The 14,328-nt window shown below is 72.5% G+C and carries 12 protein-coding genes, 1 pseudogene and 2 CRISPR repeat arrays (1 of these 15 only partly in view); of the genes and pseudogenes, 6 read left to right on the forward strand and 7 right to left on the reverse strand.

All coding sequences use genetic code 11. The features are described 5' to 3' along the window. A CRISPR array of direct repeats spans positions 1 to 1,345; the repeat unit is 28 nt; unit sequence GGACCATCCCCGCGCGTGCGGGGAGCAG (it extends 218 nt beyond the left edge of the window). A 330-nt stretch (positions 1,346 to 1,675) separates the two neighbouring features. The 3 genes from FKN01_RS03255 to FKN01_RS32415 form a co-directional block, all read right to left on the reverse strand. Then, positions 1,676 to 1,849: a DUF1272 domain-containing protein gene (locus FKN01_RS03255; RefSeq protein ID WP_143616160.1), complete on the reverse strand. Its 174-nt coding sequence runs from the start codon at positions 1,847 to 1,849 to the stop codon at positions 1,676 to 1,678. A gap of 261 nt (positions 1,850 to 2,110) precedes the next feature. Beyond that, positions 2,111 to 3,289, reverse strand: coding sequence for a methyltransferase domain-containing protein (locus FKN01_RS03260; protein ID WP_143616161.1), 1,179 nt, complete (start codon positions 3,287 to 3,289; stop codon positions 2,111 to 2,113). Continuing rightward, entirely contained in the window at positions 3,286 to 3,450 is a 165-nt protein-coding gene (locus FKN01_RS32415; protein WP_185992727.1) for a hypothetical protein, read from the reverse strand. Before FKN01_RS32415 ends, FKN01_RS03260 begins: the two co-directional genes overlap by 4 nt. A 443-nt stretch (positions 3,451 to 3,893) precedes the next feature. On the opposite strand from FKN01_RS32415, the gene FKN01_RS03265 reads away from it, so the two are divergent. Continuing rightward, positions 3,894 to 4,733: a Scr1 family TA system antitoxin-like transcriptional regulator gene (locus FKN01_RS03265; protein ID WP_143616364.1), complete on the forward strand. Its 840-nt coding sequence runs from the start codon at positions 3,894 to 3,896 to the stop codon at positions 4,731 to 4,733. Beyond that, on the forward strand, positions 4,730 to 4,939 hold the full coding sequence (locus tag FKN01_RS03270) for a DUF397 domain-containing protein (RefSeq protein ID WP_143616162.1): 210 nt from the start codon (positions 4,730 to 4,732) through the stop codon (positions 4,937 to 4,939). The genes FKN01_RS03265 and FKN01_RS03270 overlap by 4 nt, the downstream gene beginning before the upstream one ends. 88 nt (positions 4,940 to 5,027) lie before the next feature. Here the strand turns inward: FKN01_RS03270 and FKN01_RS03275 are convergent, their stop codons facing one another. Beyond that, positions 5,028 to 5,555, reverse strand: a complete 528-nt coding sequence (locus tag FKN01_RS03275; RefSeq protein WP_143616163.1) for an N-acetyltransferase — start codon at positions 5,553 to 5,555, stop codon at positions 5,028 to 5,030. Between the two features lie 60 nt (positions 5,556 to 5,615). Next, positions 5,616 to 6,893: direct repeats of the CRISPR family, unit length 27 nt; unit sequence GGGACCATCCCCGCGCGTGCGGGGAGC. A gap of 415 nt (positions 6,894 to 7,308) precedes the next feature. Between FKN01_RS03275 and FKN01_RS32955 the strand changes: the two genes are divergently transcribed. The 3 genes and pseudogenes from FKN01_RS32955 to FKN01_RS03290 all read left to right on the forward strand — a co-directional run bounded on the left by FKN01_RS32955 (position 7,309) and on the right by FKN01_RS03290 (position 9,683). Continuing rightward, positions 7,309 to 8,250 (forward strand): hypothetical protein, encoded by a 942-nt coding sequence (locus tag FKN01_RS32955; protein ID WP_260696750.1) that lies wholly within the window; start codon positions 7,309 to 7,311, stop codon positions 8,248 to 8,250. Then, complete coding sequence (locus tag FKN01_RS03285; protein WP_143616164.1) at positions 8,247 to 9,209, forward strand: aminoglycoside phosphotransferase family protein; 963 nt, start codon at positions 8,247 to 8,249, stop codon at positions 9,207 to 9,209. Before FKN01_RS32955 ends, FKN01_RS03285 begins: the two co-directional genes overlap by 4 nt. A gap of 117 nt (positions 9,210 to 9,326) precedes the next feature. Beyond that, positions 9,327 to 9,683 (forward strand): annotated as a pseudogene (locus FKN01_RS03290) (DoxX family protein). A gap of 9 nt (positions 9,684 to 9,692) precedes the next feature. Here FKN01_RS03290 and FKN01_RS03295 read toward each other — a convergent pair. The 3 genes from FKN01_RS03295 to FKN01_RS03305 all read right to left on the reverse strand — a co-directional run bounded on the left by FKN01_RS03295 (position 9,693) and on the right by FKN01_RS03305 (position 12,404). Beyond that, entirely contained in the window at positions 9,693 to 10,286 is a 594-nt protein-coding gene (locus FKN01_RS03295) for a sugar O-acetyltransferase (protein WP_143616165.1), read from the reverse strand. Next, positions 10,279 to 11,463, reverse strand: a complete 1,185-nt coding sequence (locus FKN01_RS03300; RefSeq protein ID WP_143616166.1) for an RNA polymerase sigma factor — start codon at positions 11,461 to 11,463, stop codon at positions 10,279 to 10,281. The genes FKN01_RS03295 and FKN01_RS03300 overlap by 8 nt, the downstream gene beginning before the upstream one ends. Positions 11,464 to 11,702: 239 nt before the next feature. Continuing rightward, entirely contained in the window at positions 11,703 to 12,404 is a 702-nt protein-coding gene (locus tag FKN01_RS03305) for a YciI family protein (RefSeq protein WP_143616167.1), read from the reverse strand. A 221-nt stretch (positions 12,405 to 12,625) separates the two neighbouring features. Here FKN01_RS03305 and FKN01_RS03310 point away from each other — a divergent pair, with 221 nt between their 5' ends. Next, complete coding sequence (locus tag FKN01_RS03310) at positions 12,626 to 14,281, forward strand: cellulase family glycosylhydrolase (protein WP_143616168.1); 1,656 nt, start codon at positions 12,626 to 12,628, stop codon at positions 14,279 to 14,281. Positions 14,282 to 14,328: the final 47 nt, after the last annotated feature.

Consider the following 14,328-nt stretch of genomic DNA (forward strand, 5'->3'; position numbering starts at 1 on the left):
GGGGGTCCACGCTCCGCTCCTGGAACTTGGGACCATCCCCGCGCGTGCGGGGAGCAGTCCATGGGGCAGTGAAAGAATTCGCTTCGCGAAGGACCATCCCCGCGCGTGCGGGGAGCAGCGCCGGCTCGGGGACGACGGACTGTATGACCGGGGACCATCCCCGCGCGTGCGGGGAGCAGGTACTGGCCGCCGATGTGTCCGCGACCGCGTCGGGACCATCCCCGCGCGTGCGGGGAGCAGGTGCTCTCCGCCGTGCTCCAGTTCCAGCGCGAGGGACCATCCCCGCGCGTGCGGGGAGCAGAGAACAAGGCGCCCTTGCCGACGGTCCCGGGAGGGACCATCCCCGCGCGTGCGGGGAGCAGTAGATGCTGGGGCGGCACGTGTTGTACCGCTCGGGACCATCCCCGCGCGTGCGGGGAGCAGCCAGGTTCTCCTGAGTGGCGCGGTGGCGGTCCTGGGACCATCCCCGCGCGTGCGGGGAGCAGTCCGCCTCGCGTACCAGGGACATGGCATCCGAGGGACCATCCCCGCGCGTGCGGGGAGCAGAGGACGCCGCTTGGTACGTGGGACGCCGACCGGGGACCATCCCCGCGCGTGCGGGGAGCAGTCCTTGACCACGTCGCCTGTTTTTGGTGCGTGAATGAAAAGGACCATCCCCGCGCGTGCGGGGAGCAGGGCGCTCTGCGCGCTGCGGCGACCGACTGGGGGGGGACCATCCCCGCGCGTGCGGGGAGCAGTACTCAGGGTGGCGCCTGGGCGCGGTCGCTGCGGGACCATCCCCGCGCGTGCGGGGAGCAGCCGTCCTCGAAGTAGCCCTCCATCGCGGCGCTGGGACCATCCCCGCGCGTGCGGGGAGCAGTGCGCACGGGCTGCGGCGAACGTTGGTTACGGGACCATCCCCGCGCGTGCGGGGAGCAGGACGGGATTCCCGCCCTGTCCGCCCGCCGGGAGGGACCATCCCCGCGCGTGCGGGGAGCAGGCGAAGCGGGAGGTGACCTCCTCCAACACGTGGGGACCATCCCCGCGCGTGCGGGGAGCAGCCAAGGTCGTCGCCGACGGTCAGGTTGTTGCCGGGACCATCCCCGCGCGTGCGGGGAGCAGACGGCCTGGCCGGCCATCGAGTGGGCGTCCTGCGGACCATCCCCGCGCGTGCGGGGAGCAGGGTACCGACCCCCGCGACGGCGCCGACATCTCGGGACCATCCCCGCGCGTGCGGGGAGCAGCTGTCCCGGTCCGGTGCCACCGCGACGTGGGAGGGACCATCCCCGCGCGTGCGGGGAGCAGCGAAACCGGAGCACCGCATGAGCACCCAGACCGGGACCATCCCCGCGCGTGCGGGGAGCAGTCTTCGTGACCTGCGACTTTACTCCGCGGTCACGCCATTCTCGACCACTTTCAAGCATTCCGACCTTTCGCTCTAAAGGGCTATAGCGGGCACGCGTAGCAACCTAGCCACTCGGTCATCGCACTTTCGCCGCTGAACCGCCGTCCGCCCGCGTCCCTCGGTGAGGGGGCATGTTCGAGCCGGTGACTGGCCGCGTTCGCCGACGTACCAAGCGAGCACTTCGTCCGGCGCGGCTGGTCCATCGGCCGCCCCGAACCCGCCACGCGCTCACCCACCGCGTACGGTCACTGACCTGGGCGGCTGAGCTGACCGTCTGCTCGGCAGCGGTGCCTACGCCCGGCGGGGGCGGACGACGAGTTCACCGCCGCAGTTGGGGCAGGTGTGCCGCAGTTCGTCGCTGCAGGACACGCAGAACGTGCACTCGTACGAACATATCCGGGCGGACGAGTCCGGCAGCAACGCCGCTTCACAGCGTTCGCAGCGTTCACGCATCTCCAGTGCCATGACTCTCCTGAGAAGTTCACGTCCCCATAGCCCGGGTGCGGGCGGGCGCCGGACGAAGTCGGGAAACCCATTTTGAGAACAGGCGCCTTGATCGGAAAGTGCCAGCGGGAACAGCTTCGCACAAGATCCGGGCATTGCCGGAGTGCCTGAGCGAGCTGCGGATGACGCCTCCCGGCGCCCCCTCGGAGCGATCATCTGGTCGAGCAGACCCGTTCCCGCCAGCCGTCCGGCCGGCCGTCCGACCGGCCGGACACCACCCCGTCACACCCACTCCCCCACCTCATCCACCCAGACCCGCTCCCCCTCCCCCCGCACGGACACCCCGAACCGCTCCCACCCCGGCCGTCCCCGCTCCACCCACCACGCGTACGCGCCCTCCACCTCGTCCCACAACCGACGCCGGCCCCACTGCCACACGCGGGCCGCCGCCTCACCGTCCTCCACCAGCACGCACGCCCAGGACCGGTCCTTACGGCCGTAGAACCAGTGGGGCTGCGTACCGCGCACCTTCTCGGCGGCGACGTACGCGCAGGCGGGGACGCGGAGGCCCAGCGCGAAGACCAGCGGGCTGAAGCGGTCGGTCGCGGACAGGGCCCTCGCCGCGTCGGAGGTGGTCGTCGATGCCGGAGCGGAGGGGAGTCCCGACGCGTACGCCTCATGGTCGACCGGGGCCGACCGGTGCGCCCTGAGCTTCATGAACTCGACCGGGCCCGTGAACCGCCCGCTCGCGCCCTTCCCCTCCGCGTCCACCACCAACCGCAGAACCGCGTCCGCGTTCGTGAAGCCCGTTCCCCACGGCGCCACGATCACACCCCCGGGCCGCGTCTGCTCCACCCACGCGTACGGGATCTCACGGACCCCGCACGTGGCGATGACCCGGTCGAACCCGCCCCGCCCCGGCGCCCCCGCGCGCCCGTCGCCGTGCACCACGTCCACCGGGGCGCCGAAGAAGTGGGCCAGGGCCTCGCGTGCCCGGTTCGCCACCGCCTCGTCCACCTCCACGCTGACGACGTTCTCCTCGCCCACCTTGTGGGCCAGCAGCGCCGCGTTCCAGCCCGTTCCCGTGCCGATTTCCAGGACGCAGCAGTAGTCGTCCACCGTGAGCTCGTCCAGCATCCGGAACACGACGCTCGGCATCGAGGCCGACGACGTCGGCAGCCGGCCCGGTACGCGGCCGGCGTGCGCCCCGTCGTCCCACTGCGTCACGATCGGCACGTCCGCGTCCGCGTACCCGCGCCACGCCTGCGCGTCCTCCGTCCGCGATGCGTGAACCGTCCGCCCGGTCGCCATGTCGTACGGCCAGATCGTGTCCGGCAGGAACGCCTGCCGGGGCACCCGCGCATACGCGTCCAGCCAGCCCGTCTTCAGGACGCCGCCGCTCGTGAGGGCGTGCGCCACGTCCGCGCGGGTGGGGTACGCCGTCACCGCCTGCTCGCTCATGCCGCCGCCGCACCCTTCGGCGGGTTCGGCACGCCCGGTCCGCCGTCCGGCGAGGGCGGGTCCTGGGGGCCGGGCCACGGGGTCCCGGGCAGGCCGTCCCCGCCGCCGTCCACGCGTACCGCGATGCCGTGCGCCGTCGTTTCCCTCATGACCTCGTTCATTTCCTTCCGCTCCTTCCGGTGTGCGTGTTGACGGCGCGACGGCGTGGGGCCCGCGCCGTTGCCGTCGCCGTCGCCGTCGCCGTCGCCGTCGCCGTCACAGGCGGTACTTCGCGTGCATCGCGTTCGTCTCCCGTACGCGGGCGCGGATGTCGTCCGACGACGCCCCGGCCTTCGGCGGGCCGTCCGGGCAGATGGACGCCCCGCACCGGCAGGGCGGAAACGCGGCGAGCGAGGCGTAACGCGAGAGGTCCGGGTCCCGCCGCAGCTCGCGGCGCGGGAGGACTTCGTCGTGGGTTCGGGTGGGGAGTGGGCCTGGGGCCGGCGCGGTTCCATGCTCTTCAATAGGCACGCTTTCGTGTCCCTCCGTAGCGGTTTCACTACCAGACGCGCTCAGCGTGACCTAGCCTCGCAAAGTCATCAACGTGGCAGCCACGGAGGGCATATTGGTCAACATCAAGGAGCTGAATCCGGACGCGTCACCTCAGGCGGCGTACGGCGCGCGTTTACGCAGGATGCGCGAGGCTCGTGGCTGGATTCAGGATCACATCGCCACGATGGTCGGCTGCACGGGCCGACACATCTCCGCGATCGAAACTGGTCGTAAATCCGCAACCCTGCCGTTCTCGCGGAGATTGGACGTCGCGCTCGAACTCGTCGGCACGCCGGAGTCGTTCGAGCGTGAGTGGCGCGAGATGAGGCACGGCAGCCTGCTGGAGGGCTTCCCGGAGTACGTGGGTTACGAGGCGCGTGCGGTGGAGATCCGGTTGTTCCGTATCGGGCTCATCCCTGGCCTGATGCAGACGTCTGAGTACGCGCGAGCGGTAGCCGAAGGTGAGCTGCAACGTGGTTCTATCACCCCTGAACAGGCCGACGAACGCGTCTCGTTCTTGTTGGAGCGGCAAGCGGCACTGGTCAGGCCCCGGCCGCCCATGGTGTTTGTTGTGATGGACGAGAGCTGTCTTCTTCAGGCCGTCGGCGGCCCGAAGGTCATGCATGCCCAGCTCGAACGGCTGGAGAAACTCGCCGCACTCCCCAACTGGATCATTCACGTATCACCGTTCGCCATAGGCGCTCGGCGGGCGTTCGACATGCCGGTCAACCTGCTCACCCTCCCCGACCGGTCTGTAGTCGGGTACGCCGAATCGCAGTTGCAGGGGTACGTCGACCGGGAACCGTCAACCGTGGTGCCCATGCTCACGGCCTACCATCAACTGCAGGCCGAGACCATGTCGCAGGCGGCGTCGGTGGCCATGATCAGCCAGTTGCGAAAGGGCACCCCGTGACGAACGAATCCCCCCGTTGGCACAAGTCCTCGTACAGCTCGAACGGTGGCGACTGTGTCGAGGTGGCCACCAACCTCGCTGCCACAACCGGGGCCGTTCCCCTCCGCGACTCCAAGCAGACCGGCGGCCCGAGGGTGTCGTTCTCCACTGAGGCGTTCTCGTTGTTCGTGGAAGGTGTCAGAGCGGGAGAGTTCGACACGGTCTGAGCGACCAACCGGCCGCTGTCCGAGGGCCGGGCCACCCATCGCCGCTCGGCGGTGGGTGGGGTACGAGGGGTGGTGGGCGCCGCCCCCTTCAGGCCAGGTGCTTGTGCATGACGATGCACGGCCGGTCGTGGGCCAGGTCCTGACGACGGTCGATCTCCTGCCATCCGAGGGAGCTCCAAAAGGCGAGGGCGTCCGGGTTGTTCTCAAGTACGGCGAGCCGGATGCCGCTCCGTTGCTCGGCCCGAAACCGCTCCTCGACCAGCCCGGCGAGCCGCCGCCCGAGCCCCGTACGGCGGGAGTGTCCGTCCACCATGAGCAGCCCGATCCACGGCAGGCCGTCCTTCGGATGCCGGTCGAGCAGACAGACGACCCCCGCGAGGCGCCCTTCCCCGTCCCGGGCAAGCAACACCTCACCGCCCTCCGTGGCGGCTTCCCCTCTGAGATCCGCTTCAACCTTCGCCGCCTGGATGTCCCGGGGGTCGTACTCGCCTGCCGCGCGCCAGTAGGCGGGGTTACTGGCGTAAAGGGCGACGACCTCGCCGATCTCGTCGGGGGCGAAGGTGAGGGGGTGGAGGGTGAGGGGTGGCGTGGGGTGGGTATCAGGGCGGGCGAACATGGCGGCCAGGGTACGTGGGGCCTCCATGGTGAGGCCTGGCGAGGCCTGCGCGTTGGTCGCTGACCGTCCTCACGGAGCGCGGGGAGCGATGGGCGTCACGGCGTAGCAAGTCGGGCACCGGGGGGACCATCCCCGCGCGTGCGGGGAGCAGACGGACGTGCCGGAGCTGGTGGCTGAGGTGCAGGGACCATCCCCGCGCGTGCGGGGAGCAGTCATCCATGCCATGCGGCGCAGCAGTTCGAGCGGGACCATCCCCGCGCGTGCGGGGAGCAGCTGGCCAACGCCCCGCCGTACTTGCTCGCGTGGGGACCATCCCCGCGCGTGCGGGGAGCAGCTAGGAGGGCGCGTGCACTTCATCTCGGAGCTGGGACCATCCCCGCGCGTGCGGGAAGCAGCGGGCCTGCTGCACCAGGCCGCCGACCACCCCGGGACCATCCCCGCGCGTGCGGGGAGCAGGACGGGAGTGGGGCCGCACCTCCACCCGGTGCGGGACCATCCCCGCGCGTGCGGGGAGCAGATCGCGACGGCTGCGCGTGCGGGGAGCGCGACCGGGGGTGTCAGGTGCTCCAGGCGGACGTGGGACCATCCCCGCGCGTGCGGGGAGCGCCCCACCCGCCGTCGTACGCCCGATGCCTGGCCGGGACCATCCCCGCGCGTGCGGGGAGCGCGACTCCGGCGACGGCCTGTACGCCGTCGGCCTGGGACCATCCCCGCGCGTGCGGGGAGCGCTGCTGTTCCGGGTCCAGAGCGCCATCGCGATGGGGACCATCCCCGCGCGTGCGGGGAGCGCATGATGCAGACTCCGAGTCTGCATGTCTAGGGGGGACCATCCCCGCGCGTGCGGGGAGCGCGAGCGCCGCCTGCTGCAGCGCCTCGACCCGTCGGGACCATCCCCGCGCGTGCGGGGAGCGCTGCTCGTCGTCGTGCAGCTGCTCGTCGTCCTGGGGACCATCCCCGCGCGTGCGGGGAGCGCGGTTCGTCGTCCAGGGTGACGGTCCCGGACGGGGACCATCCCCGCGCGTGCGGGGAGCGCCCCGGTGGCGATGTGGTGAACGGCGGCGGCGAGGGACCATCCCCGCGCGTGCGGGGAGCACCACCACCTCACCCGGCGCGGCATCCCGGTCCAGGGACCATCCCCGCGCGTGCGGGAAGCACCTCGCCCTACGCGGGCTCAGCCTCCGCCCGCAGGGACCATCCCCGCGCGTGCGGGAAGCACGATGTACAGGTAGCCGTCCAGCAGCCTGGGGTGGGACCATCCCCGCGCGTGCGGGGAGCACAGGCCTTGCTGCTTGAGCGCACGGTACGCGCGGGGACCATCCCCGCGCGTGCGGGGAGCACTTTGTGACCTGCGGCTTTATCTCGTGTCGGCGTGATTTCTGACCACTTTCGCTCACTCCGGCATAACCGCCTCAACGCTCACACAGCAGGCATACGCGCCCAGCGTAGGCCAACGCCCTCACTTCCGCGTCCCGTTCGCTCCACCTCACCCCGCCCCGGGTCTTCCGCATCCGCCGTCCACTCCACCCGGCCGCACCCCTCCCGGCCCAGCGCCACCGCGCGAAGTTCCGCCGTCGAGCGCGCCCCGAGGCCGTTCCCGCGCCACGGTTCACTCACGTACGTGCGACGTTTCGTGCGGGGCTGGAGCTCCGGGGCTCCGTAGAGGCGTTCGCTGCCCTCGATCAGGTCCGGGCGGGGCGGATGGTCGCGGTCATCGGAGGGGGCTCCTTCGGGGGCGTGCGCGAGGATGCTGTTCATGGGATTCCACCTCAACTGCGTACTCACCCTCGACGCACGGGTGTTGCCGATGTACGAGCTCGTGATACCCGGCGGTTCCGCCTACGTCCCGCGTACCGGTGAGGGCCCCGGCCTGCCGGTGGGGTGGGTGCTTCCCGCGCCGTGGGAGTTGGAGCACACCGTCGAAGAGCTCGTCTACGAGCGGGGCGGGCTGACGCCGCACGACGTGCGCGCGTGGCGCGTCGCGGCGGGGGTGCCTGCGGGGCCCGATCCGCTCGACGCGTTCGATGACGAGGATCTTCTGCTGGGATCGTTTCTCAGCCTCGCCGCGCCCGTGGTCGTGGCCGGCATCGGCGTCCATGCCTACGCGGCCGCCTTCCGCTCGGGCAGGCTCGTCGCGGCCGGCGGCGTCGACCACGACGAGGGCCGGGCGTTCCGGCTGGCCGACGGCGGCTTCCGGCCCACCGACCCCGCCTCCGCCGACCCCGTCGCCGAGTGTGCCGGGCACCTCCACGCGGATCTGCGGGCGGCCGACCTCCTCCAGGGCTACCTCCCCCGCAACGCCAACCACGAGGGGCGGCGCCACCGCGAGGTGTGCTCCGGGCCGGTGCCGTACGGGCGCTCCGGCCGGCGGTCCCACTTCCCGGTGCTGAGCCGGGCCCGGCCACCCGGCGCGCCGGCCCCCGGCGCGATGGCCCCCGGCACTCGGGTCGTCGTCGTACGCGACGCGGACTGGGACGGCCCCTGGCAGGCTGTCGAGTTCACCGGGACGGTCGATGCCGCGATTGCCCCCGAGCCCAACGCCCATCCCCAGGCACTCGACGGCGAGTTGGTGTACATGGTCGCCTTTGACTCGCCGCAGTACACCAGCGACGGGGACGGGCCCTTCCGCAAGGCCCAGGTCTGGGGGCGGTATCTCAGGGGTGAGCCCGGGCCTGGTCCGCGTAAGGTGCCCGGATGATCACCGTTCCCGAGGAGTTCGCGCGGACCACCATCGCGCGCGAAGGAGCCACCGGGGCGAAGTGGATCGCCGAACTGCCCGGCATCGTCTCGGGCTTGGCCGACGACTGGCGCTGCACGCCCGACGGCGACGTCATGCACGGCGGCGTCGGGGTCATCCTCCCCGTACGCCGCGACGGCACGCCCCCCGCCGTGCTCAAGGTCTCCTTCCCGCATCCCGGCAACGACCACGAGCCCGACGCCTTCGCCGCCTGGGGCGGGCGCGGGGCCGTCGCGCTGTACGAGCGGGACGACGTCCGGTACGCGATGCTGCTGGAGCGGGTCTCGCCGGTGACGCTCGCCGAGGCGGTCGACGGGGACGAGGTGGTGGCCGTCGCCGCGCGGCTCGGGCGGCGGCTCGCCGTGCCCGCGCCCACCGGGCTGCCCCGGCTCAGCGAGCGGGCCGGGGAGTGGGAGGACGGGCTGCGCGGGGACGACGCCGAGTTCGCGCACGCCCTGCCGCGCCCCGTCATCGGCGCCGCGCTCGCCACCGTAAGGGAGTTGGGGCGTGCTCAGCCCGGCACGCTCGTCCACGGCGACCTGCACGGGCGGAACATCCTGCGGGCCGGGCGCGAGCCGTGGCTCGCCGTCGATCCCAAGGGGTACGTGGGTGATCCGGCGTACGACGTCGGGGCACTGATGAAGTCCCGCGCCTACGCCCTCGCGAAGGCCGAACCTGGCGCCCACGACCTCCGCCGCGCCGCCCACCGCATCGTGGACGTCTTCGCGGACGCCGCCGGGCTGGAACGTGAACGGGTGCGGCGGTGGGCGCAGTTGCACGCCGTGCAGGCGGCGTTCTGGGCCCGGCGGCACGGGTTCCGGGTCGCCAGGGGCGGGCCCGAGCTGGAGTGGATCACCGCCTTCGCGGACCGGCTGGCGGAATCGCTGACCGAGCCCTCCGCCGGGCCTTCGGCGCGCTGAACCGCTCGAAGCCGTCGCGGCCTCACGAAACCGGGCCGTCGATCGTCGGGCTCGAAGAGCGGGCCGCCCCTCCTCGGGGCGGCCGGCGGCCCTTCCCTCGGAGCGGAGAAAAGAAGCGTGCGCACCGCATATCTCACGGTCACCGTCCTCGGCGTCCTCTTCAACGGCGCCGCCGCCTGACCTACCTCATCGGCCACGAATACCCCAAGACCCAGGCCGATATGAAGGGCATCCCCCGCAGATACGTCCCATGGCTCGGGATGTGCCTGGCCGCGGGCACCCTGGGACTGCTCGCCGGGTTCGCCGTGCCCGCGCTCGGCACGCTCGCCGCGTGCGGGCTCATCCTCTTACTTCATCGGCGCGATCATCGCCCACCTGCGGGTGGGCTCCCACGACATCGTCGGCGGGATCGTGTTCCTGGCGACGGCGGTCGCCGCTCCGACCCTGGGCGTGCGGTACCACGGGGCCTGGTGAGCGGGCCCCCTACATGCGCGTGGTGAGGTCGTCGTCCGTGATCGGCCGGACCACCCGGCACGGCGTACCGACCGCGACGCTCATCGGAGGAATGTCGCGGCTCACGACGCTGCCCGCGCCGATGACCGAGCCGTAGCCGATGCGGACGCCCGGCAGGACCACCACGTTGCTGCCGATCCACACCTTGTCCTCGATGACGATCGGCTCCGAGAAGCGGCCGAAATCCGCCCGGCGCGCGGGGTGCACCGGGTGGCCCGTCGTCGTCAGGGTCACGCTCGGGGCGATCATGACGTCGTCGCCGATGCGGATCTCCACATCGTCCACGAACGTCAGGTTCACGTTGCCGAAGAAGTCGTCGCCGATGTGGACGTTGCTGCCGAACGCGGCGTGGAACGGCGCCTGGAGGACCGTGCGTTCGCCCACCGAGGCGAAGATCTCGGTCAGCAGCGCACGCCGCCTCCGCGTGTCGCCCGGGGGCGTCCGGTTGTACGCGAAGATCTCGTCCGCGCGGCGGGCCGGGGCCAGGAAGGCCGCCTCGGTCTCCGTGTAGACGAGCCCCTTCGCGATGCGGGCCCGTATCTCGTTCCGGTTGGTTTCAGCCATCGTGCGGTGTTCCCTTCGTCGGGTGCCCCAGGCCGGTGAGCCGGAGCGCGTATTGCGCGGCGATCGCCTCATTGGGCGCCGCCGCCCTCGCGGCCTCGTACATCCGCGCCGCCTCCTCCGTACGGCCGAGGCGGTGCAGCGCGTCCGCCCGGACGGCGGGGAGGGCGTGGTGGCCGGCGAGTTCCTTCGGTGTGCCCAGCGCGTCGACGGCCGCCAGCTGGGCCCGCGGTCCGTCCCGCATGCCCACGGCCACCGCGCGGTTGAGGGCCACGACCGGGTTGGCGCGCAGGGCGAGGAGGCGGTCGTACAGCGCCACGACGGCCGCCCAGTCGGTGGCGGCGGCGTCCGGTGCCAGGGCGTGCTGGGCCGCGATCGCCGCCTGGAGCGCGTAGGGACCGCCCGCCACGAGCGCCTCGCGGGCCAGCGCGGCGCCCTCGGTGATCAGCGCGCGGTCCCACAGCGAGCGGTCCTGGTGCTCCAGCCTGACCAGGCCGCCGACCGCGTCGAGCCGGGCGGCGCGGCGGGAGTGCTGGAGCAGGAGCAGGGCCAGCAGGCCACGGGCCTCCGGCTCGTCCGGAGCCTCGGCCACCACGAGGCGGGCCAGGCGGACGGCCTCCTCGGCCGGCTGGTCGCGGAGGGTGCTGCCGTCGCTGGGCGCGTACCCCTCGGTGAAGATCAGGTAGAGCACGGCCAGGACCCCGCCGAGGCGTTCGGCGCGTGCGCCGGGCGGCGGTACGCGGTACGGGATGCCTGCGGCGGCGATCTTCCGCTTGGCACGCAGGACGCGCTGCGACACGGTGTCCTCGCCGACCAGGAACGCGCGGGCGATCTCGCGCGTGGTGAGGCCGCCGACCGCGCGCAGGGTGAGGGCCACCCGGGCTTCGAGCGGGAGCGCGGGGTGGCAGCAGGTGAAGATCAGCCTCAGCCGCTCGTCGCCGGGCGGCGCCGGTTCGTACGCCTCCTGCAGCGCCGCCGCTTCGGCGATCTTGTCGCGCTCCGTCGTACGGCGGCGCAGGACGTCCACGGCGCGGCGCCGGGCGGCCGTCACCAGCCACGCCCCCGGGCTGCGCGGCACGCCGTCGCGCTCCCAGGCCGGCAGGGCGCGGGCGAACGCGTCCTGCGCGCAGTCCTCGGCCAGCTCCCAGTCACCGGTGAGGCGGACGAGCGTGCCGAACACGGCGCCCCACTCGGCCCGGTGGGCGGCGGCGAGGGCCGCACGGACGGCCGCCGGGGCGGTGTCACCGGAGGCCCCCGCCGCCGCCCCCGTCCCACCGGAGGCCCCTGCCCCCTCCGCCGCCGCGCCAGCGGAGGTCCCCGCCGCCCCAACGGCCGCACGGACGGCCGCCGCCGGGGCGGTGCCACCGCCAACCCCGGCCCCCACCGGCCCCGTCCCACCAGAGCCCCCCGCCCCCGCACTCATCCGAGGTCCTGCCAGAACTCCCGCAGTTCCACCAGCCCCGACCGGGCCATCGGGCACCGCCCCACGTACTCCAGCGCCTGCTCCCGGTCCCCGTCGACGAAGACGATGCCCGTGACCCACTCCGGCACGTCCGCGTACGCCCCGTCCGCGATCAGGAGTTCGCCCCCGCGCCGCCGTACGAGCGTGGCGTCCTCGACCGGGCTCAGGTGCTCGCCGCCCAGGTAGCGGCCGGACGCCAGGCCGTCCCGTACCCATGCGGCCACCTCGGCCGGGTCCGGGGTGTACGGCGGCGCGGCCGGGTCGGTCCGCATGAGGGCGAGGAAGCGGGACGCGGGGGCGTCGCCCTCGTGCGGGACGTTGTCCGTGCCCGGGCCGTGGTCGATCGGCGCGACGGGGCGGACCTCGATGCGGCCGGCGGTCGCCATCGGGTGCGAGGCGGCGACCTCGATCGCCTCGTCCAGGTCAGCGGCCTCCAGGAGGTCGTACCCGGCGATCCACTCGGCCGTCTCGGCGAACGGGCCGTCGGTGACCAGGATGTCGCTCCCGCGGACCCGGACCGTGCTCGTCTCCTCGACGGGCTTGAGCGGCATGCCCTCCAGCCGGACGCCCCGGCCGTTCCACTTCTCGGCCCACGCCTGCGGGTTCTCGTCGGCGGGCTCCCCGGCGGGGTCCGTGGCGATGAACAACACGTACTTCATGAGCGTTCTCCTTGCTGCCGTGCCGAACGTTTCATGAGGACGACGAACGGTGTCCGCCGAATCCGACAGTCCGATGAGAAAAAGTTCGAAGCCGGCCTCCGCCTACCGGATTCGTCCGATCTATTGACGTGCCCCTGACCGAATGGCTTCATGGGTTCGCGTGGGGGGGGCGCGCTCCCACACACCGACGGTCCGTCCCCTCCTCCCCCTCTGGAGCCGCAGTGAGAACAGCGAGACATCCGGCACAGCGCCCCGCCGCCGTCATCCTCACCGTCCTGGCCACCCTCCTCGGGTTCCTCTCCCTCGGCGCCCTCGCCCCCGCGCGGGCCGCCACCGCCGCCGGAACCGGGCTGCACATCAGCGACGGCCGGCTGGTCGAGGGCAACGGCAACGACTTCATCATGCGCGGCGTCAACCACGCGCACACCTGGTACCCCGGCGAAACCCAGTCCCTGGCCGACATCAAGGCGACCGGTGCCAACACCGTCCGCGTGGTGCTGTCCGACGGCTACCGCTGGAGCAGGAACGGGCCGGACGACGTCGCCGCCGTCATCGCCGACTGCAAGGCGAACCGGCTCATCTGCGTGCTGGAGGTGCACGACACCACCGGATACGGCGAGGACTCCGCCGCCGGCACGCTGGACCACGCGGCCGACTACTGGATCTCCCTGAAGGACGTCCTCCAGGGCCAGGAGGACTACGTCGTCATCAACATCGGCAACGAGCCCTGGGGCAACACCGATCCGGCCGGCTGGACCGCCCCCACCACCGCCGCGATCAAGAAGCTGCGCGCCGCCGGGTTCGCGCACACGATCATGGTGGACGCGCCCAACTGGGGCCAGGACTGGCAGAACGTCATGCGGGACAACGCGCAGGCGGTGTACGACGCCGACACCACGGGCAATCTGCTGTTCTCGATCCACATGTACAGCGTCTACAACACCGCCCAGAAGGTCACCGACTATCTGAACGCCTTCGTGGACGCCGGACTGCCCCTGGTCATCGGCGAGTTCGGCGGACCCGCCGACCAGTACGGGGACCCGGACGAGGACACCATGATGTCCGAGGCGCAGCGGCTCGGGCTCGGCTGGATCGCCTGGTCGTGGAGCGGCAACACCGACCCGATCCTCGACCTGGCCATCGGCTTCGACCCGGCGCGGCTCAGCTCCTGGGGCGAGCGGATCTTCCACGGCGCGGACGGCATCGCGGAGACCTCCGTCGAGGCCACGGTCTACGGCGGTCCCGCCGAGGAGGACACCGAGGCGCCGACCGCCCCGGGCACCCCGGCCGCCTCCGCCGTGACCGCCACCTCGGCCGCGCTGACCTGGGCCGCGTCCTCGGACAACGTTGCCGTCGCGGGCTACGACGTGGTCCGCGTCAGCGGCGGTACGGAGACCAAGGTCGCCTCCTCCGCCACGCCGGGCGTGACGGTCACGGGCCTGAGCGCCGACACCGCGTACTCCTTCGCGGTCTACGCGCGGGACGCGGCCGGCAACCGGTCGGCGCGCTCGGCCGCCGTGAGCGTGACCACGGACGAGGGCCCGGCCACCCCGGCGGGCAGCTGCTCGGTCGGGTACAAGGTGGTCGGCCAGTGGCCGGGCGGCTTCCAGGGCGAGATCACCATCCGCAACACGGGCACCGCCGCGATCGACGGCTGGACGCTCGGGTTCGCCTTCGCCAACGGGCAGACCGTCACCAACATGTGGGGCGGGACGCCCACGCAGTCCGGCGGTTCGGTGAGCGTCGCGGCGGCCTCGTACACCTCCACGATCGCCCCGAACTCCTCGGTGACCGTGGGCTTCACGGGCAGCCAGAGCGGTACGAACGCCGCCCCGGCCGCCTTCACCCTCAACGGCGCGGCCTGCGCCGCCGCGTGACGCGGCACCGGCCGGCGGGGGCTCGCCGCTCCCGCCGGCCGGTCTCG

The sequence above is a fragment of the Streptomyces sp. 130 genome (genome assembly GCF_007096885.1).
Taxonomy (GTDB): domain Bacteria; phylum Actinomycetota; class Actinomycetes; order Streptomycetales; family Streptomycetaceae; genus Streptomyces.

What these genes read in the sequence shown, in the direction of transcription:
- FKN01_RS03255 (WP_143616160.1), bottom strand. Translation starts at nt 1,849, where the DNA reads ATGGCACTGGAGATGCGTGAACGCTGCGAACGCTGTGAAGCGGCGTTG.
- FKN01_RS03260 (WP_143616161.1), bottom strand. Translation starts at nt 3,289, where the DNA reads ATGAGCGAGCAGGCGGTGACGGCGTACCCCACCCGCGCGGACGTGGCG.
- FKN01_RS32415 (WP_185992727.1), bottom strand. Translation starts at nt 3,450, where the DNA reads ATGAACGAGGTCATGAGGGAAACGACGGCGCACGGCATCGCGGTACGC.
- FKN01_RS03275 (WP_143616163.1), bottom strand. Translation starts at nt 5,555, where the DNA reads ATGTTCGCCCGCCCTGATACCCACCCCACGCCACCCCTCACCCTCCAC.
- FKN01_RS32955 (WP_260696750.1), top strand. Translation starts at nt 7,309, where the DNA reads ATGGGATTCCACCTCAACTGCGTACTCACCCTCGACGCACGGGTGTTG.
- FKN01_RS03285 (WP_143616164.1), top strand. Translation starts at nt 8,247, where the DNA reads ATGATCACCGTTCCCGAGGAGTTCGCGCGGACCACCATCGCGCGCGAA.
- FKN01_RS03295 (WP_143616165.1), bottom strand. Translation starts at nt 10,286, where the DNA reads ATGGCTGAAACCAACCGGAACGAGATACGGGCCCGCATCGCGAAGGGG.
- FKN01_RS03305 (WP_143616167.1), bottom strand. Translation starts at nt 12,404, where the DNA reads ATGAAGTACGTGTTGTTCATCGCCACGGACCCCGCCGGGGAGCCCGCC.